The organism is Tenacibaculum tangerinum, assembly GCF_029853675.1.
Classification (GTDB): Bacteria; Bacteroidota; Bacteroidia; order Flavobacteriales; family Flavobacteriaceae; genus Polaribacter; species Polaribacter tangerinum_A.
In genome coordinates this window covers 355,323-376,828 of sequence record NZ_CP122539.1, presented here as the reverse complement: position 1 = coordinate 376,828, position 21,506 = coordinate 355,323, and the positions used below count along the sequence as shown (strand labels likewise).

General features: G+C 37.6%; 8 protein-coding genes and 1 pseudogene. 1 reads left to right on the top strand and 8 read right to left on the bottom strand.

Annotated features, from left to right (window positions below):
* Window positions 1-111: 111 nt before the first annotated feature.
* From rluF to P8625_RS01570, 8 genes and pseudogenes are all read right to left on the bottom strand, one after another.
* Window positions 112-945, bottom strand: coding sequence for a 23S rRNA pseudouridine(2604) synthase RluF (rluF, locus tag P8625_RS01600; protein WP_279651756.1), 834 nt, complete (start codon window positions 943-945; stop codon window positions 112-114).
* A gap of 66 nt (window positions 946-1,011) precedes the next feature.
* Window positions 1,012-1,959: a PorP/SprF family type IX secretion system membrane protein gene (locus tag P8625_RS01595; protein ID WP_279651755.1), complete on the bottom strand. Its 948-nt coding sequence runs from the start codon at window positions 1,957-1,959 to the stop codon at window positions 1,012-1,014.
* Window positions 1,960-1,964: 5 nt separating this feature from the next.
* Window positions 1,965-14,621: a T9SS type B sorting domain-containing protein gene (locus tag P8625_RS01590; protein ID WP_279651754.1), complete on the bottom strand. Its 12,657-nt coding sequence runs from the start codon at window positions 14,619-14,621 to the stop codon at window positions 1,965-1,967.
* Between the two features lie 187 nt (window positions 14,622-14,808).
* Window positions 14,809-15,105, bottom strand: a pseudogene (locus tag P8625_RS16320) (hypothetical protein); the annotation flags it as partial.
* Window positions 15,106-15,130: 25 nt separating this feature from the next.
* On the bottom strand, window positions 15,131-16,369 hold the full coding sequence (locus P8625_RS01585) for a hypothetical protein (protein WP_279651753.1): 1,239 nt from the start codon (window positions 16,367-16,369) through the stop codon (window positions 15,131-15,133).
* A 26-nt stretch (window positions 16,370-16,395) separates the two neighbouring features.
* A complete protein-coding gene (locus P8625_RS01580) occupies window positions 16,396-17,154 on the bottom strand; it encodes an SPOR domain-containing protein (protein ID WP_279651752.1) in 759 nt (252 codons plus the stop codon).
* A gap of 131 nt (window positions 17,155-17,285) precedes the next feature.
* A complete protein-coding gene (locus tag P8625_RS01575) occupies window positions 17,286-18,230 on the bottom strand; it encodes a PorP/SprF family type IX secretion system membrane protein (RefSeq protein ID WP_279651751.1) in 945 nt (314 codons plus the stop codon).
* 5 nt (window positions 18,231-18,235) lie between these two features.
* Window positions 18,236-20,407: a T9SS type B sorting domain-containing protein gene (locus P8625_RS01570; protein WP_279651750.1), complete on the bottom strand. Its 2,172-nt coding sequence runs from the start codon at window positions 20,405-20,407 to the stop codon at window positions 18,236-18,238.
* A gap of 253 nt (window positions 20,408-20,660) precedes the next feature.
* Here P8625_RS01570 and cmk point away from each other — a divergent pair, with 253 nt between their 5' ends.
* Window positions 20,661-21,350 carry a (d)CMP kinase gene (cmk, locus tag P8625_RS01565; RefSeq protein ID WP_279651749.1) on the top strand — a complete coding sequence of 230 codons (690 nt, stop codon included), beginning with the start codon at window positions 20,661-20,663 and terminating at the stop codon, window positions 21,348-21,350.
* The last annotated feature ends 156 nt before the right edge of the window (window positions 21,351-21,506 follow it).

Below are 21,506 nucleotides of genomic sequence, written 5' to 3'. Positions count from 1 at the left end.
GCTCTTGGCTCTTGGCTCATGGCTTTTGGTTCTTGATTCTTGGTTCTTGGCTCTTGGTTCTTGGTTCTTGGTTGTTAGTTATTCGTATTTAATTATTGCCTACTACCAGAACTACTTTTTTCTTTGTCTTCCAAACTTATTTTTAAAATTGGTGTTCTTTTTTGGTGAGACTTTTTTATTTTTTGTTGTTACTTCGGAATCTTTTTTTGAGGCTTCCTCTGTTTTTGTAGAATTAGCTACCAAACTATTTATTTCATCCATTTCTTTGGCTGATAATTCACGCCACTCACCTACTTTCAAGTTTCCTAAAGTTACATTCATAATACGTGTACGCTTCAATTTTTTAACTTCGTACCCTAAATACTCACACATGCGTCGTATTTGACGGTTTAAGCCTTGTACTAAAGTTATTTTAAATACAGTATCGTTGATGCGTTCTACCTTACATTTCTTTGTAACGGTTCCTAAAATCGGTATTCCGCTACTCATTCGTTTTATAAAGCGTTCGTTAATTGGTTTGTTAACGGTAACGATGTATTCTTTTTCGTGGTTATTTCCTGCTCGTAAAATTTTATTGACTATATCTCCGTCATTTGTCAAGAAAATGAGTCCTTCAGAAGGTTTATCTAAGCGACCTATGGGAAATAACCGTTGTGGATGCCCTACAAATTTTACAATATTTTTACGTTCTTTACTATCTGTTGTACAAACAATTCCGACTGGCTTGTTTAAAGCGATATAAATTGTTTTAGCCTTTGCTCTTAATAATTTTCCATCAATTTTTACTACATCTCCTTCGTATACTCTATTTCCTAATTGGGTAGGTTTACCGTTGATCGTAACTCTACCTTCTGTAATAAAGCGTTCTGCCTCCCGACGTGAGCATATTCCAGTACTACTTATATACTTATTAAGGTTAATTGATGTTTGGTTCTTATTTTCCATTAGTGCAAAGAAAAAGAAAATCCCCAAGTTTGAGCTTGAGGATTTGCAATTTCTACTTTCTATTGTTTAAAATATAATCATTTTTTGAGTACAGCGTGCCAAACTTGGTCTTCTTTCATAGTCAAAACCAAGTGTTATCATGTGTGTACCATAATTAAAATCTTGGGTTTTATTCATGTTAATACTAAATCCATACGACACGTATAAATTATCCTTTTTTAAACCAAACAGCGGAGCAATGGCATTGGGTGTAAAAAACTGATCGTTGAGAAAGGTATAACTCAACCCTGCCCATACATAACCTTCTCTAACACCTTTTCTTGCTTTGATATTTACATCTGTTCTAGAGCGTTTATCTGCTTCTCTATATTCTACTAATATTGAAGGTTCTAACTCAAAGTTTCTGCTTATATTGGCAAATGTGTACGAGCTAAATACAGTGTACTTTCTTAACACTTCTGGCTCTCCGGTTTGGAAATTTTCAATTTCTTTGTTAAGAATATTTACCACATTCGCTGTAATGCTAAATCGTTCATAACGATACAACAGTCCTACATCAAAATTTGAATTATTTAGTGTTCTGTTGGGCACTGATTGACCAGAGTTATTTTCTGAGGTTTCGATACCAAACTGAATAAAGCTATAGCTTAACGCAAAAGATAAAAAGCTATCGTGAAAATCACTTAGTGTTAAATGACTGGCAAACGACAATTTCGCTCCTTTGTGTGTAGTATTTCCATTTTTATCGTTAAAAATACTAATTCCTCCACCAAAGGTATCGGCGATACGTGCTTCAACAGTTAACGATTGTGTATCGGGTGCATTTTTAACACCAATCCACTGACTCACACCATTCAAACGTATTTGCAATCCCGTTCCAATACCAGCATAGGTTGGTGAGATTAAAAACGGATTATCTGCCAAATGACTCACGTATTGTGGTAATTCTATCTCCTGTGCAGTTGCTTTTACACTACAAAATACTACACATAAAATTATTAAAATCTTTCTCATTTCTCTTATCTATATAGTGTAAAGTGACCCATTACTTTCTTCTCTTGACCTGATAGTTCTTTAAAGTAAATAGTATACCAGTAGTCTCCTGATGGTAGTGGTTTTCCGTCATAATTACCATCCCATCCTTCTACTACTCCTTTGAAATTCGCTAAATTACGTGCGTATCTATCATAAATAAACACTTTAATCTCGTGATAGTCTTCTACTTCACGTGGATACCAATAATCATTCGTTCCGTCTCCATCTGGTGTAAATAGATTTGGTATAAAGATAGAGATGTATTCTCCTCTAACCGTTAGTGTAACCTCACATCCTCTAGCGTCTCTTACCGTTATTGTATAGTCTTTTGTTTGTAAAATTAAGAACTCGTTGTCGGGTCCAAACTCACTTCCATCTACACTATATTCATACGGTGGCAATCCAAATTCTGCATTTGCAATTAACGTATTCTTAACCGAATCGTCAATAGTTAATACTAATGGTTGATATGCTATGATATCAATTGGGTTACTACTAGAACTTTCAGAACACGAAGTTATTGTATGCGTAACTGTAACTATATAACCGTTACCTGCTGGTACGTCGATAAACTCACCTGTGGTATTGGTTGCTACAGAATTGCCTGTACCATCGAATAATGTATAGGATACATTGTTTCTATAAACTTCATCTACCATTGCCAAAATGATATTGCCTGTTGGACAGGTATACTCATAATCTACCGTTAATTGTAAATCTACTGGTTCAGCAGTTGTTAATCTAATTGGTTCTGGGATGTCACAACCTTGTCCGCTATCTCTCACAGTAATATAGTAAGGCATACCTCCTTGTATGTTTTCAGCAGCTCCTAAAACTATAGTATTCTGATTGTAAGGGGTTGGCATTTCTATATTATTAATACTCACATAATACGGTTGTGTTCCGCCTTCAACCTCTATGGTTATTGTTGGAGATGGATCGTTGATACAAATTTGCTCAGTAGTACTTACTAAGGTTGCTGTAAATTCATCAGGCTCTCCGATAGTAACATCAATCGTTTCTAAACATCCTAATTTATCTTTTACCGTAATTGTATAATTTCCTGCTGATAAATTTCTAAATACATTGTCTAGCACAAACTTATTGGTTGGGTCTGAACTGATGTTGTATTCATAACCTGTTAAGTTTCCTCCTGATGCTAATACGGTAATGGTACCGTCGCTTCCTCCGTAACAACTTACATCGGTATGGTTCTCATCTACCACTAATGGTTCTGGTTCTTGTATGTTATATGTCGCTGTCTCAGCAAAGCATACTACTCCAAACCTATTGGTACTTCTAACATTTATTTTATAGGTACCTACACCTAAACTTCCGAACATACTTGACTCTTGCCAGTCTGCCACTACAACATCATTATTGTCTAATAATTGATATTCGTAGTTTCCAAATCCACCTACTACAGTTGCTGATAGCACTCCGTTTGCATCTCCATTACAAGTTACAAAACCTGACTCAACATTTAGGGTAGGTTCTAGTTCTTCGTAAGCAGCTACATTCACTACCACATCTTTTACACAGTTGTTTTCATCTCGAACATAGAAGGTATGCTCACCTGCTCCTACATTGAAAGTATTTATATCGCTGTAGTTAACCCCATCGCTACTATACTGGTATGCACCTGTACCTCCAGCTCCAAACACTTCTACGGTAGCTTCTGAGTTATTACAGGTAATATCTTCGATAATGTTTGCTGTTGCCTGAACTTCAGTTGGGTCTACAATATCGACGTTATCAATAAACTGACAACTGTATTTATTGTCTCTTACCGTTACTTGATAATTAACTCCTGCTGGTAAATTGTTAAAAATGTTCGATGATTGCTCTACTTGTGTAACCCCGTCAGGGTAGGTTAAAATATAGGTATAGCTAATCGTATTATCTTGTGCTTGACCTCCTGTTACATTGGTTACTTCAATACTTGCTGAATACTCGCCTTCACAATCATTCTCTATCACATTGATATTTGCAGTTATATCTACTGGATCGTTCAAAGTAAATTCATAAGTAGCTAAACAATTATTGTCATCTTGTACTGTTGCCGTATAACTACCTGCTGCAAGCCCTGTAATTCTTCTATTAGAATCAAAGTTTTGAACCGTTGTACTTGTGGTGTTATTTACCAATTCATATTGGTAATTGCCCCAACCTCCTTCAGCAGTTAACAAGATTTCTCCTGATGTTGACACATTACAATTGATAAAGGTGGGTTCACCGTTTACTATTAAATCTTCAACTGGTTGTATGATTTCGAAGTTTTCTGTTGTAGGTTCACAATACGGTGAGTCTAACATCACTACGCTTACATAGTAATTGCCTGCTATTAAATTATTAATAGGTGTAGGTGTTCCTCCTGTTCCACTTCCTGAAGTGATTGCAGTAGGATTACCCACCGCGAATACCTCATAATCATACGCTCCTGTGTAAGGTGTTTCTGAACCAAAATTAATAGTTACGCTTCCAGTACCTCCGTAACATGCTCTTTCTGGTGTTGCCAAAACATCGAATATTGGAGCTTCTTCTACGGTATGATAGGTTACAAAAACACAACCTGTATTGGTATTAGAAATTTCGATGGTATATGTATCGGTTGGTAAACCTGTAAATGCAGCCACGTCTGTTGCTAAAGTCACAGTCTGAGTATCGGTATATCCTGTATTAGATCCGGTAATGGTATAGGTTATATTCGCTAAATCTGGCTGTACTTTTACCGTGATATTTTCTCCTGTAGCACAATCGATAGCCTTGGTTACATTTACCTCTGCATCTGTCATCGGTGTAAACGGATTGATTGTAGCTGTAGCTGTACCAAAACAATCATTGTTTTCGTCGTATACATTAATTGTATACGTACCTCCTGCGATATCTGTAGAGATGTATGTAAAATTACTATCGTCTTGCAATACCGTTCCTGCGGCGTCTAAAAATACAGCGCGGATGTAATTTCCTGTTCCTCCAGTAATCGCTGTTCTATCTACTGTTATTACAGCAACATCGGTTGTATTACCTTCTGTACAGGCGAATTGAGTTACGGTTATTGCATTATCTGGAATATCAATCTCGTCATTGCCTCTAATTTCCACATTTGTAGAGGTTGTACAGCCATTGATTCCTTCAGCTTCAATTGTATACACTCCTGCTGGTAAGTTTGCAAATACCACGTTGGCATTTGATGAAATACCGCTGTCGTCATTAGGATCTGGACTTATTGTATAGGTTAATGGTAGAATTCCGTTATCGGTTGGTGAAACGGTAATTTCTCCATCTGTACTACCAAAACAAATATCATTCACAGATGCTGTAGCAGCAAAGTCGGGTCTTATTTCCGGTTGTATTTCAATGGTTCTAGAAACATCACAAATTGGTGTGGCATCTAAATCACGTACTGTAACCGTATAGGTTTGTGGAGTATCATTTGTACTTGGAATCGTAATGGTAAACGGATCGCTTGTTATGGCTACATTCGATACCAATACTGCATCTACTGAACCTGTTACATCGTACTCGTAGTTGCTTGTTCCACTTACCCAATTCACTAAATCAACCGTTACTATTCCGTCTGGTGAAGCTGAACAGTCTACCTTTTTAGTTTCAACTAATGAGAAATTAACATCAGGGTTAATCGTAACATCTGTTGGAGTTCCTGCATCACAGTTATTTGAGTCTACCACATTTACCGTATACACATCTGCTGCTAAATTCGTAAAGGTATAGCTAGTTGCTGTTAATACCTGAGTTTCTACAACGCCTCCTGAGTTTGAAAGTGTATACGTATAGGTACCTGTGCCTCCTGCTGCATTTACCGTAATACTTCCTCCTACTGAGGTATCACATACATTATCTGTTTCATCAACTGTAAATGTTACTGGAACTGGGTCGGCGATTACTACTTGATCACTCGCCTCACAATAAACTCCTGCTGCTCCGCCTTTATCTCTTACTACCACGGTGTAATCTCCTGCTGGTAAATTGATAAAGATGTTGTTTGAGCTAAAGGCATAGCCTCCATAAGCAACTCCTGGATTTGCTGTTTCTTCTAATTGGTACACATAATTGCCCCAACCATCACTTCCTGTAGCGGTAATCGTGGCATCTGAACCTCCGTTACAACTTACCGCTGTTGTTTCTGTTCCTACTACCGATAACGGTACTGTAGGTTCTGCAATGGTAAAGTTGTCACTTTGTGCTTGACAGAATGGCGAATTGCCTCCCATATCAATACGCACATAGTAGGTTCCAGCTGATAAGCCTGTTGTGATAAGCTGTGGGGTATCACCATCACCTACTCCGTTTATTCCTGTATCAACTCCTGCTGAAGTATATACAGTATAAGTATAACCGCTTGTATAAGGTGTACTTGGGCTAAAAATTAGTACGGCACTTCCGTCATTACCATCCTGACAACCTTCATCTTTAATATCCGTTATCAGTATATCAAATACAGGTTCTTCTGCCACTGTATGATAGGTAACTAACTCGCAACCTGTACTTGGGTTTTCTATGGTTATTTGATAATCTCCTGTAGGTAAAGCATCAAAATCTCCTGAAGTAACTCCGATTTGAGTTATAGGTCCATATACATGTCCATTGACTCCTTCAATAGTAATATTCGTAGCTACTGATGTTGTTGAGCTATATGTTACCGTGATGTCTTCTCCTGTTGTACAAGTAATGGCATTGTCTAACGTAACAACTGGGTTACTTAATGCATTGAATGGTTGAATGGTTGCAGCAGTTGTTTCTGAACATCCTTGATCGTCATATACTACAATGCTGACAGTACCACCTGCGGTATTCGTGGTAGTAAATACAAAATTACTACCGTCTTGATTTTCATCTGGACTTCCATCGGCTGGATCGTAGGTAAACACCACTCGGGTATAGTTTCCTGAACCTCCTGTGGTTCCTGATGGTAACTCAACACTGGCTACATTTACTGTATTGCCAGTTGTACATAAGAATTCGGTAACTACTGGGGTACTTGGTACAATTGGATCGTACTCTTCAATCTCAATATTTGTTAACGTAGTTGTACAACCATTCGCACCTCTTCCTGTTACTGAATAAATGTCTGGTGGTAAATTAGTAAATACTGAATCTCCTGCAGGTAATGTAACTGTATAAGTTCCTGCTGTATTGGTTATTTCATAAACCAATGGCAATATACCATTGTCTACTGCATTTAATTCAATAATTCCCGAATTATCCCCTGCACATAAACTCGCTGTCGCAGTATGTGTAAAATTAGGTTGAACAGGGTCTTGAATGGTAATAGACTTCGTATTTGAACAACCCGAAGTGATATCAGTTACCGTAACATTATATATTCCACTCGCTGTTACCGTAATATTTTGAGAAGTCGATGCTCCTGTTATAGAGCCATTATCTGGTGCAGAGGTAGCAACTGGTGTAACTGAATAGGTAAAATCTCCTGCGGTACCTAAATTCGCTCCTGAGGTTATTTCGATATTGAAAACACCTTGTCCTGGCACACAGTTTAGGTTTTGCGCTGGAGTTAGACTAAAATCTACATCTGGATAAATTACAATAGGAATTGAATTTGTTGCACACCCATTTGCATCTCTTACTACAATGTCATAGTTTCCTGGCACTAAAGCAGTAAACGTGTAGAAAGTATCGGAAGTTGGTGCCGTAAAGGTTGCTCCATTATCATTTGAATATCGATATGGTGGTGTACCTCCTAGAGGTGCTCCGTTATCTGCTGTGATAGTAATTGTTTTAGTACTTGCACAACTGCTGCTACTTATGTCTCCTGGCTCTAACACAGGTGAAGGACTTACATTCAACGCTACTGGTCCGAACGTTTCCGAACAACCATTGTTGTCTGTAACTTCTACCATTACATTTACTGGTAAAGTTGGGACTGATACCTCTGCATGAGCGACGCTAAAAGTAGTACCTGTTAATGTTATTGGAGTTGCTAACGTGGTGTTTGTTGCTGATATTACCGTGTATGTATATCCGCCAAAACCTCCTGAAACATTCTCTACCCTTATCAGTCCATCAACACTACATGTAATATTGTTCAACAAATTTAAATTTCCTGTAATAGGTGATCCTTCTAAAATTTCTACATCTCCACTTGCCCATTGACATGTTCCTCCTGAAGTACTTTCTATTACTATAAAATATAAACCTGGATTTAGTGTTTCTGTAGGCGGAACATCAAAGGTGTACGGATACGTTTCTGTATCCGCTATAGTACCTGTAATTCCTAAAGGTAAATCTGTAATTCCATCATACAACTCCCATCCTATTGTATCACCTGATAAAACGCCATCTGTATCTTCTATAGTAAACTCTATTTGACCATTATTAGCTCCATAACACGATTGATTGTTTACTGTTGATGTGATATTTACATCAAAATCAGAATCAATTGTAGAATAATCAATTGGATTTTTATTCGTTTCAATACAACCTGTATCTGTATCTCTTACATAGAATTGATAATTCAGTCCAGGAATAATTCCCGTAAAAATATGTCTTCTAAAATCTGAATTAGGGTTTCCTGGGTCAAGATCTACAGGTCCTGGTTGAATTGCTGGATACCAAGTGTTAGTGTTTATTGGATCATCCGTACTAATTCCAAACTCAAAAGGCCCTACTCCATTTTGTGCTACTACTGTAACACTATATCCTGTGGTACAATTACCAGATGGCGTTACCTGTACAACTATACCACTTACTTGGAAAGGCATTACAAATATTCCGTTATTAACTTGACATCGAACCGTAGCCCCATCCATAATTCTTATCGCTGGATAATAAACCTGACCTGGTGTTAAGCCCCTAACCGAATATAAATTATCTCCTCCGCTTGTGGCAAATGGCAATGTACTCATGTCTGTCCAAGTAGTGCCATCTACCGTGTACCATAATGTATAAGGTGCAAAACTAGCTAATGTTGTGCTACCAAAATTAAAGTCAAAACCAGTATTAGCGGGTACAATAGTTGTACAGTCCTCTGGTAATACAGGTTTTATATTCATTGGAATAGCCACTGGATCTGTTAACGAGAAGCTAAAAGTATCTTCACATCCTAAATCATCGATAATTGTGATTAGGTAACTATCTGCTACTAAATTGTTAAAACTAAAATTACTTCCAGAAAAATTATTAATCGTATCAACAACTGCATCTGAACTATCTGTAATAACAATAGTATGTGGAGCCTGTCCTGTATTTACTACAATTTGACCATCTACGCTACCTAAATCTCCACTACATACTGGATGATTTGCTATAGCATTGATACTTACTGGAGTAACTGGATTTATAACCACATCTTGAATAATGTACTCACAATACGGTGCTACTCCATTGTTATCTCTTACATATACATCGTAAGTTCCTGCTGGTCTGGTATCGGTATCAGAGTCTAATGCAGTAAAAGGTCCCGCTGGTGAACCGTCTGAAACTATAGAGTATACATAATTTCCTGCTCCCCCTATTGGATTTATCTTAATTGAGCCATCACTACAACTCGCATTCGTAACGTCGGCTGCGGCTAATAATTGTGGGTTGATAGTTACCGTCTCTTCAGCATAGCAACCTTTTTCGTCTTGTACTCTAATAACATAAGATGTTGCAGACAAACCAGTGAAGGTAAATTCATTAGGAGTTGCAGCATTAGGGAATTGCCATGGTCCACCATTAATATTAAATTGGTAATTACCATTTCCTGTAACATTGGTTACTTGGATTTCTCCATTACTTCCATCATAACACTGGGGTTCAGCATCAAAAGTCACTGTTAGAATCGGGTCTACTGTTACCGTAACAGACCCTGTACACCCTAATCTATCGGTAGCTACTACTGTATAAGTTCCTGCAGGTATATCTGTAAATGGACTTGTAGTTGGTACTGAAGTATTTGTTGAATCGAATAACTCGTATGTATAAGGTCCTCCGTTTCCATTACTTGCTGTTGGACTAATGGTGGCACCTGTTGCAGGATTACAGGTTATTTCTTTTGTAATTAGTCCTACTACCGTTATTGCTGTTGGATCGGTTAAAGTTACACTTGGTAACGATACATCACAAACAGATGCTACACCTGTTGGACGTACTTGAATATTGTGCATTCCTTCTGCAAAACCTGGAATTGTAAATGGATTGCTGTTCGCTAATTCCCAACCTGATCCTATATTGTATTCAAAATCACTTGGTGGGTTGTAAGGGAAATAAACTTCAACTGTAATTGTTCCATCTGTATCTCCTATACATGTTGGGTTCGTTTGACCTATAACTGCGGCTGTAAACTCTTGGTCTGGTGCTACATTTACGGTTACTTCTGTAGCACAACCACTTCCATACTCCACAGAAATGGTGTGAGTACCTACCGCCACATTGTTAAATACATTGTCTCCTGTTTGCGTAATAGTACCATCGAGTGTATACTCATAACTCGCATCTAGTGGAGTTACCGTAATAGTACCTGTTCCGTCACAATTATAGGCTACCGATGTACTCAATGCAGGTGCTGCTGGTAAATCGGCTATTGTAACTTGATTTAAATCAAGTAAACAACCATTAGCATCCACTACTCTCGTATCATACGTACCTGCCCCTAAATTTGTTACTGTAGTACCTCCCACTTGTGTATAGGTTGCATCAGTGGTTAACTTATAAAAATAGGTGTAAGGTGTAGTTCCTCCTGTTGGTGGAGTAAACGTAATTGTTCCTAAAGTAGTGCCTGATGGACTACATGTTACATCAGTTGCTGTCGTTGGACCTCCACTAGTTAAGGTTGATGGAACTGTAATAACTTCTGTGGCATTTAACGAGAAACAATTGTTAACATCGGTAACTGTGATGGTATAATTTCCTCCTGCTAATCCTGTAAAAGAATAACTTAAATCGTTTCCTGTTTGTGTTGATGAAGTAGGACCTGTTACGGTTACCGTATAAGGTGCTGTACCATTTCCTGTGGTTACCGTAATCGTTCCTGTATCTGTGCTACAATTTGGTTGTGTTGCTGACGTACTAATTGTTGGGTTGGGTATTTGAGTTACCGTAACAGTATCTGTAAACTCACAAAAGTTCGCTCCTCCATTTTTATCTCTTACATACACCGTATACGTTCCGGCAGGTACATCTATCGGACTAGACGGATATGTAGTTTGAGTACCTCCCGCATCTTCTACTATGAATTGATAGCTTCCATCGCCTCCACTTGGGTTGATAACTATTTGACCATCGCTACAGGTAGCTCCTACAGTAGTTACTGTAGCTGATAATTGCGGTAAAATAGTTGCAGATCTCGTCTCTGAACATCCTCTACCGTCATATACCGTAATATCATAGGTATCATCTATTAATCCTGTAAATGTAAATGTATTCGGCGTTGCTGTATCAGGAGACTGAGGAGCTCCACCATTGATACTGAACTGGTAATCATCATTACCTGAAAGTACATCTACGGTAATTGTTCCGTTGGTTCCGTCGTAACATGTTACTGGGGTTAGCGTGAAATCTATGGCTTCTGGCTCTTCTACGATTACGGTAACAGGAATACAACTACTTCTTGCAATGGTTATTTGCACATCGTCAATAAAATTTCCTACTGTTCTATTACCTGTCGCTGTGGATACTGCTTCAAAACTAATAATGGTTGTAGTTTGATTGGCTGGTACAATGTATTGACCTGAATATACTCCCCAAGCTGTATTTCCATCAGTCATGGTTTGCATGAAGTCCGTCGTAAGTAAATCTGCTCCGATGTTTACCGTGGCCACATCTACTCCTGCTCTACCTCTATGAGCTACCGACCAATTAATTACATCGCCTGGTTGGGTACAAAACTCTTGATACATTGTTCCAATTGCATCGGCATTTAATTCGGCATGCGCTACCCCACTATAAGCTGGTACTCCTCTAAAGTTGTTGTACCAAATCTCTATTAGATTATCATTATCTTCATTTTTTATATTCCATCCAGGGTAGTCATTTTCATTAATAAACCTAAATGTAGTATTTGCTCTTGTGGGATCTTCAAAGTCACCATTTTCAAATAAATTTGCCGTACATCCACACTCATTACATTGTCTACTATCAAGTACCATTACAATGTAAGGTTCTGCTCTAGGTGGTACGTTTTCAAAAACTGGTGAGCTTTGCCAAGTCGTTCCTCCATCTATACTAAAAGTGTAAGGAGGAATTCCACCAGTTGCTTCGGCAGTAATCGTTGATGTGGTTGTATTACAAGTTACTTCTTGTGTTAATGATGCTGAAAGTAAAATCTCTGTTGGTTGACTAAGAGTAACACTTCCTAAATCTAATTCACAAGAGGCATTTCCGTCTGTTTCCCTGATTAATACATTATAAGTATCTGGTGCTAAACCAACAATTTTATAAGGATTATCTGCTGTTACTGACCATTTGTCTCCACCGTCTATAGAATATTCGTAGATTGATCCAACAATATTCTGTGCAGAAATGGTAATACTACCGTTATCCGATCCAAAACATTCACTATCAGAAGACCCGATGATACTTCCTGAAAGTTGTCTATCATTTCGAACGGATACGTTGATATTTCTAGTACAATTACTTCCATAATCAACCGATACCGTGTAAGCTCCTGGTGCTATATTCGTAAACACACCTGTTGTGTTTGATATGGTTCCTAAGGTATAGGTATAACTTCCTGCCGGGTTTGCGGTAATGGTAATATTTCCTGTTCCATCGCAATTATAATCTACTGAGCGACGTAAAGTCGGAGCCGTTGGTAGCCCTTCTATTTCTACGGGGTCTAAATCGAGTGGACATCCATTTGCATCGACAACCCTAACATCATATATTCCTGCGGGCAGACCTGTTGCTGGGTTTGTGGTTGCTACGGTATACGTACTATCTGTACTTAACTTATATTGATACGTATAAGCTCCTGTACCACCAGTGGGTGGGGTAAATGTTATCGTACCATAGGTGATTCCTCCTGAGGTATTACATTCTAAATTAGTGGCAGCCGCGCCTCCTCCAGACAACGCTTCCGGTTCGTTTATAGTGACATTTGTAATTTCATACAAACATTGATATGAGTTTTTAGACGCTCTTATGTATATTGTATAGGAACCAGCAGCTAAATTCGAAAATGCTCCTGGGTTAAACCAATCAGTATTATTAATACTGTACTCTACAGCATATCCTAAATTATCTCCGTTAACTCCTACGTTAATTTCTCCGTTGGTTAATCCGTTACATGAAATGTCTGTTGTGGTATAAGAGAATTGCAATTCTGGTTCGATTACCACTTCTATAGGACCTGTTATTTGGTAGCATCCATTATGATCTATCACTACAAATCGGTACACTCCCTCGCTTCCAATAGGCACAGAATAAGAATAGCTATTGGTACCTGATGTTAAATAAGCCGAAGCAGGAATATCTGACACATTGGTATACAAATCTACTCCTTGACTCGTCCATACGGCAAAGTAATACGAGTTTCCTGTTGAAGTATCAATCGTACCGCCTCCTGCTGTTAACTCAATGATTCCTGGAGAACTGCCATCTTCACAGCTAATATCTTTTGTTTTCAGTGCTGTTAGGGTTAATTCTGCTGGTTCAATGATCTCAATATCTTGAGTGGCGCTACATTGCGGAGTAGAAACTGTAACGGTGTAGTTTCCACCATCGGTAACTGTAAATTCGTAATTATTATCGGTAATGCCTACTTGCGAACCTACGGTATTTCCTCCTAATGTTAATGTATATGTATAAGGACCAGGTACATTATTAATCTGTGCTCGGATAGTTGCTGGTCCATTAGCACATTCCATATTCTCACCTGTTACTTGTAAGTCGATATTTCTAGCACCTACATAAATCAAATCGAATGTATAGTTACAAGATGCTCCTGGCTCTGAAGGGTTTAAACGAACAGTTAAATTATAATCTCCTGCTTGTGTTACCGAAAACACATTGCTGTCTTGAAAATCAACAAAATAGCCGTCGGTTGCAGTTCCTGAAATTCCACTCAAACTATATTGATAGGTACTAGGGATATTGTTTACTGTAATTGAGCCTGGGGCTCCACAAATAATTTCTTCTACTACTATTTCGGGAGTTACTGTCGCTTTGTATACATTAAAATAATAGCTTCTAGGACATTGCCCATCGTAAAGTACATCTAAACGAAACTCGCCTGCATCTGCAAAGTCTCTAGAAAATTCTCCATTTCCTATCTCGTTCCACGTACAGGCTGTATTTACATTCGGACAACCTGCTTGTGTTTCATCTGCACAAGAAGCTTCGTCTAATTGAAACCATCTTACTGTTGTCTGAGAATTGGGGTCAAAAGGTAAATTAATGGTACGGTCGTCTCCTGTACACAAATAAATTTCGGCTAATTCTAAACCGTTATTTGAACAGGTTAGTACCTGATCTGCAAAAGAAGCTATAGGATTGGGCTCAGAATCGTAACCGATAACATGTATGGTTTCGGTTTGCCCAATACAACCTACTGGTGCTATTCTTGTTACGATATAAGTTCCTGTTTGTGTTACTTCTAGTGTTTGCTCTGTACCTAAAACCACCCCTGGGTTTGCTGCATTTTCCCATGAATACGACTGAAAGCCACTTCCTGCTACCAAAGTAGTACTATTACCACAAATTATTTGATTTCTTTCAAAAGTACATCCACTTATGTCTGCTAAAAAGTTAGAAGCTCCAACCACTCCAAAGCCACAAGCATCTACTGCAGCGAAACTTTCTTCTCCATCGACTACTATTCCTGAAACTTCTCCTACATAATTGGCTGTAGCTTGATTTTCAATAATATTAAGAACACACGTCTCTTAATGCTGCACAGTTGGGTGCAACTTGCACCCGCAACCTTATATTATAAGCAGGGTCATTTCGTTCAACAAAACCATCTGGTATGGTAAAACGCAACTCTCCTCTAAATTCGTTCAAAAAGGTAGGAGGATCGTAAGTGTAGGTGACTCCTGGTGGTAAAATAATGTCACTTTCTAACAGGCTAACATTTTTAGGTAGCCTATCGATAATAACCGTTTCGATAGCATCATCTGTACCTACATTTTGAAAACTGATGTCGTACCATAAGTAGTCTCCTAGGTCAACATCGGTTCCTCCTAAATTATTAAGAACCTTGGTCTATTCCGTCATCAATGGTTTTTACCAAACGAATACTAGGTTCTATTACTTCTACCGATAATCCTAGTAAAAAGGGCCAATAGGAATCTTGCGTTGAAGAAAAACGCATGACCCCACTGGATTGGTTATTCCCTATTAAACTATTGGATGGATTATTGAGCTCAAAAAAGTCAGCATCTAACCCCAAAGTGTTTTCACTGTCTGGCGTTCTGCCTCCTAAATATGAATTATTATAGGTAATTGAGCTATTAAAAAAATTGTCTATAGGATTAAGACTTCCTGTGGTTAACTTTTGAAAGTTACCCGAAGTATCTTGTAATTCAAATCTATCATTTTCTATTTTTTGGTCTCCTTCTAAAGAACCAACTAAAAAATTAGCTGCAACTGGTCCTGTTGGTATTGTAGTAAAACCTGAAAAAGGCACATCATAAACTGATTCATCTTCACCTTCATTTACTTTAATAGTCGCAAAACCGTCAAAAACAAAGAATTTTTTTCTTGATTCTGTTTCGTTTTCATAAATCACCACCAATATCCAGCCTGCTGAAGATCCTAAACTACTTCCAAAAGTATCTCTTCCTTTGGTAGCTTTTATGTTAGCGCCGTAATACACCCCATTAGGGTTTGCTAACCCTTGTATTAAACCTGTAACATCTTTATAACATACATAAGGCTTCTCAGTAGTAATTCCATCGTCATAAATTAATTCCCTAGCTGTTGCATCAAACTTATCTGCAACAACATCAATATAATTAGAAGCTCCCGGTAATTTGAACTTCATTTCATTAAAATCATCATCTCTGGTATTTACTCCAAATTCTTCATCTTTCCATTCTTCATATGGATATATTGCCGCCCAATATAACCCTGCATACGTTACCTTTGAACAGTTCGGTAGGTTTAAGGTAGCACTACTTGATGAAAAGGTAGTTGGATCAGAATCGATATCGATATAATCCATATTTGATGCTCCGTTATGGTCACTGTTAGATCCATTACCATTATACGGATTGTTAGCCGATTGACCGTTACCATTGTTTGACCTATTTAAAGTATTGTTGGCTATAAAGGTTAAATTACCTCTTAAGGTGTGCTCCGTTCTTAGTTGAAAGGGGGTATCTGCTTTGGCTTGATCTTTTTGCATAACCCCTTCGATTAGTTCTCTTTCTTGAGAAAACAGGCCAGTGATTTGCAAAAGGATTAACAGGGTAATGATTTTTTTCATAATATCAAGGGGGAATTAGTTGTAAGTTATTTTATATGTACTATCGTCTTACGATCGTAAAAGGCTCCGTTTAAATTTGTGTTATACATTTTAATAGCTTCTGCTCTATCGTTTGTTTTAAATATATAGGTATGCATATATCCTGTTTGGGGGTTTACAAAATAATCTGCATCTATATTGTCATTTCTTAATTCATCTACGTTTCTATCTGCCAACGCTTTGTTACCATTTACATATACCTGTAAATAGTATCCTGGTGCTACGCCTTTAACCTTCATAGTTCTTACTCTTGCAGGAGGCTGTGTTTTAGGCTCTTCATAACTACCTCCTTCACCAGTTCCTAAGGTTATTTTAACCACATAAACGGGGTCTTTAGTTATTTTCTTTACTTCAATCGTTGAATTGTCTTTCTTACTGTTATTCATTTCGAACAAACGCGTTTTATCGTTGAAGTCATCTACTTCTTCTTCTGCATCTTCTTCTTTGGCGAACCTTTCAATATAAACATAGTAAATTTTCTTTTGAGGTTCGAACACGTATTTTGCTTCAATATCTAAACGTGCCCATTTTTCAATTAAGGCTTCTGCGTTTTCTTTGCTTCTAAACTGATCGGAAACAACATAATACATGGTGCCTCCACCACCACCCGAACGTGTGATGGTACTCTTACGCCATGGGGCATTTGTTCTTCTTCGTAATGATGTATCTTTTGCCTGTGCTGAGTCTCTAATTATTACAGTATTTGTTGTTGTTTTAGGTGCTGGCTGATTTTTAAGTATTCGCAATACCTCATCTATCTTTTTATTTAAAATATTTATAGAATCTTGCGCTCTAAGAATTTCGTCTGATAAATCGTTGTGCTCTGGATTCTCATATTCAGCCTGTCGTATAGGAGTTCTTTCTGGAAGGTTTACTTTTACACTACCTGTTCTTCTTTTAGGTCGCTGTCTTGTAAATGATTTTTTTCAAAACTATAAATCAAACCTACCTCATTGGTTGCAGCAAAACTATTCTTTTCATAGGTAAACCCTATCGATAAATTATCAGATAAATTAACTCCTAACCCTGCAGATATACCATAGTTGTTATCGTATCCTGCTTTTAACCAACCTGCTTTAGGTAAATCGATAATCGCATTGGCACCATAACCAAACTCACCATCTCCTGGTTTTCTTGCCATGGCTAGCACTCGTACATCTGTTCCTTCAAAAAGACCTCTTGCATATGTTAGTTCATACGAATACATTGCATGCCCTGAAAATGTTTTTTCTCCAAAAGAAGTCGCTAATTCGCTATTCTTTAAATTATAGTCTAGTAAGTTTTCAAAAAACACTCCTACATCAAATCTTCCTATTGAAAGAGTTATGGCTGGCTGAAAATTTACAATGGGTATGTCTTGGTAATTAGAGATTTGCGGTTCAGGGTCTACCGAGTTTACTTTCAATCCATCGGCACTTCTTCTACTGTATATAAAGTTAAAGCCAAACGTTAAATCCATCGTTTCATTTAACTGCAAACGGTGCGCATAGTTAGCTAAGGCACCGAAATCTTTAAATACTCCTACTTCTTGTTGGTATATCGCTAAACCAGCTCCGACATTTTCCCGCATTTTTCCGGAGTAACTTGCCAAATACAATCTAGGATTGTCTTCAAACGCTACATTACTATTTCTAACAATAGCAGAAAGAGAAGTTTTATCCTCTCTAAGCGCTGAAAAAGTAGGTACCGTTAAAAAGCGATTAAATTTCATGAAATTGCGAGAGCTAAAACTATTGTGTAGCTGCCCACTATCAGAAAATTGTGCTTGTATTGCAAACACATTTAATAAAACACAAATCAATATAGTAATTTTTCTAATCATATAATTTAATCTATTACCGATATGGTACCTGCTTTAATTAACTTTTCGTCTTTTATAATTTTATAATAAAATATTTTTTGATTCCCTAAGCTCTCCATTGGCCAATCATTTTTATAATCGGTTGTCTTTAAAATTTCTCTACCGTTCGAATTGTATAGTATTACCTCTACATTGGGTTGATACGCATACGTGTTTGACAATTTCCATGTATCGTTAGCTCCGTCTTGATTCGGAGACACAATATTAGGCACTATAATTTGTCCGTCAGGTTCTACTACCTCAATAGTTCGTATCACTGAACAGTTTCCTACTTGTACAAACACGGTATAAAAGCCTAGAGCCGTTACTGTTAATTCTTCTGTAGTAGATAACAACACTCCTGAAGTATCTTCTCCTTGATACCATTGATATGCTTCTCCGCCAGACGCTACAATCGTTGCTGAACTTCCAGATTCTAACACTACTATTTCTGAAGGCGTAATCGTTACTGCCGAGTCGTCAAAAGGAACTACAACAATAGGGTTCAGTTCGTTATCGCATCCATAACCCGCATAGTTTAACACATATGTTCCTGCTGCTGTTACTTCTAATACTTGAGGGTCGGCTGGAGTTACGTCTTCTGTACCATCTTTTATCCACTGATAGGTATAACCAGCAATTACATTATTTATTGTGTACGTTATCGAAGAACCCGCACACAACGAATTAGAATTAGAAGATGACGTTACCTCTGGCACTTCTACCAACTGAATCTCTAATTCGTTAGAAACTCCTTCTGCTCCAAAAACGCTTACCCGTAAGGTATACAAACCACTATCTAGATAAGAGTTTAGCGCTAATTCTTCATTGGTTTCTCCTGATATAGGGTTGCCATCTTTATTCCATTGATAATTCAATGCTTCAATTTGACTCGCAGTTAAGTCGTATTCGTTGTCGTCTTCGGCAATAGCTGTAACCCCAACAATACTTAAATTTGTATTCGCAGCGTTGCATGCTTCGTAAGCTGTATCGGTTCTTATAGTGGCATTGAATGACTTAATGCCTAATAAGGTATATTTTTCTGAATCTACTACTGCATCACAGGCAGAACCAGTACTTTCGGTTACCCGTGCATAGTACACGCCCGGTTCTGTTGCATTCATACAAGGCTGTGTTCTTGCTGCTAAAGGCGCATCGTCTTTGTACCACTGAATACTGCCTGAAGAAGCATCGTGACTAATACACAACTCTATGGCTTCTCCTGTTAAAATAGCTCTAGTAAGTGCACCTTGCGTAGTTACCTCAAACCCTGCAGTAGTTTGCTGTTGCAATACCACATTATTTGAAGTAGTGGTACACTCCCCTGTATCAATTACCAAACGGTAGGTACCAAACTGCCCTGTGGTTGGTGTGGTATACGTAGGGTCGTTAGATGATTTTACCAAGGTATCGTCTAAATACCAATTGTAGGTCAAATTAGGGTACGACACATTGGCTTCGAACGTATGTGATTCGTCGCCACATATTTCAATGGTTGAGTTTCCTTTTATCTGACTGTCTCCTTCATCCAATATCACGACATCTACTAAAGTAGAATCTTTAGAACCACAAGATCCGTAATCTATCTTTACTTGGTACTTCCCTGTTTCAGAAACTATTAATTTAGGCTCGGCAGTCGTTGTAATCAATACATCATCTCGATACCATTGGTAAGCACCATTTTGAGTTGTATTCAACGTAAGTTCAGTAGAACCACTACCACATAAATACACATTTTCAAAATTATTTAATATAAGTGTACTTGTTGGATATTTATACGCCTCAAATGGATCTGAATCTGGACTCGTCATTGCAGGTGAAGTGGCTACCAAGCGTATTCTGTAGTTTGTCCCGTATGTATTATCGGGCAATTGGAAAGATTTGGTAAAAGTAAACGTATCATTTTCTTCAGTTATGGTTCTCACGTTCGTTGGGTTATCCCAATTACCGTCGGCATCAGACAGTTCAATAGTAAAAACATTATCGCTGTTAAAAGCAGTTTCTGAATAACGAAATTGTACTCCAAAGTCTGTTTGTCCCCCATTACATGCAGCCGTAAACTGTAAAACAGGCTTTAATAAAGTCTGAGATACAACACTAGTTACACATAACATCAGTGCTCCTAAAAGTAATAAAATGCTTTTAGTATACTTGTTCATCTAAGGGGATGTTTAAGAAAATCAAATTTATAGTTTTTATTAAAAAAACGGCTACAAACTTAACAAAATTAATGATGAAAGATATAAAATCTATTTTGAACTAGCAACTAAAGTTTTCAACCTTGAATAGCAGAGACTTAGATTGTTAGTTAACAGTTCAAAAAAAAACTACTCTCCGAGCCCATTTAATCACAGGTTAACTATATTTTATTTTAAAAATTCTACCGTATATTTGTTTTCTATTTTTTGAATCATGACCAAGAAAATTACCATTGCTATTGACGGTTTTTCATCTACAGGAAAAAGCACCATTGCCAAACAATTAGCGAAAGAGTTAGGATACGTTTATGTAGATACAGGCGCTATGTACAGAGCCGTTACTTTATATGCCATGCAGCATGGTTATATTTCGGAAAATCATTTCGATTCAAAAGGTTTAATTGAAGAGTTGCCTGCTATTTCTTTGTCGTTCACGTTTAACAAAAAACTTGGCTTTGCCGAAATGTATTTAAACGGAGTAAATGTTGAAAAAGAAATTAGAACTATTGAAGTTTCTAAATTGGTAAGCAAGGTTGCTGAGATTTCTGAAATTAGAAAAAAGTTAGTACGCGAACAGCAAGAAATGGGTAAAAACAAAGGCATTGTAATGGATGGGCGTGATATAGGAACGGTGGTTTTTCCTGATGCTGAACTCAAATTGTTTATGACTGCCTCTGCCAGCAAACGTGCTACTCGCCGCTATAAAGAATTGCTAGACAGAGGAGACAAAGTGAATTACGAAGATATTTTACAAAATGTACAAGAACGCGACAGGATAGATTCTACTCGAAAAGATTCTCCGCTAGTAATGACCGATGATGCCATTGAGTTTGACAATTCTGATATGGGACTCAAAGAGCAGTTTGAGCGTATTATGCGCTTGGTAAATGACCGAATACAATAAACTACCTTAAATCGCTTATTCTTTTATCACTATTTCTTATAAACAAAATTCGATATTGAGTTTTGTTTACAAAACACACACTCTCTATTAGAAAATTGTTTTCAAATATAACAAAATTATAATTCACAGTGTTTTACTAATAATTTGTATCAATGA

Excerpts from the sequence above, each read along its gene's own strand:
- rluF (WP_279651756.1), bottom strand. The coding sequence starts at position 945 with ATGGAAAATAAGAACCAAACATCAATTAACCTTAATAAGTATATAAGT.
- P8625_RS01595 (WP_279651755.1), bottom strand. The coding sequence starts at position 1,959 with ATGAGAAAGATTTTAATAATTTTATGTGTAGTATTTTGTAGTGTAAAA.
- P8625_RS01585 (WP_279651753.1), bottom strand. The coding sequence starts at position 16,369 with ATGAAAAAAATCATTACCCTGTTAATCCTTTTGCAAATCACTGGCCTG.
- P8625_RS01575 (WP_279651751.1), bottom strand. The coding sequence starts at position 18,230 with ATGATTAGAAAAATTACTATATTGATTTGTGTTTTATTAAATGTGTTT.
- P8625_RS01570 (WP_279651750.1), bottom strand. The coding sequence starts at position 20,407 with ATGAACAAGTATACTAAAAGCATTTTATTACTTTTAGGAGCACTGATG.
- cmk (WP_279651749.1), top strand. The coding sequence starts at position 20,661 with ATGACCAAGAAAATTACCATTGCTATTGACGGTTTTTCATCTACAGGA.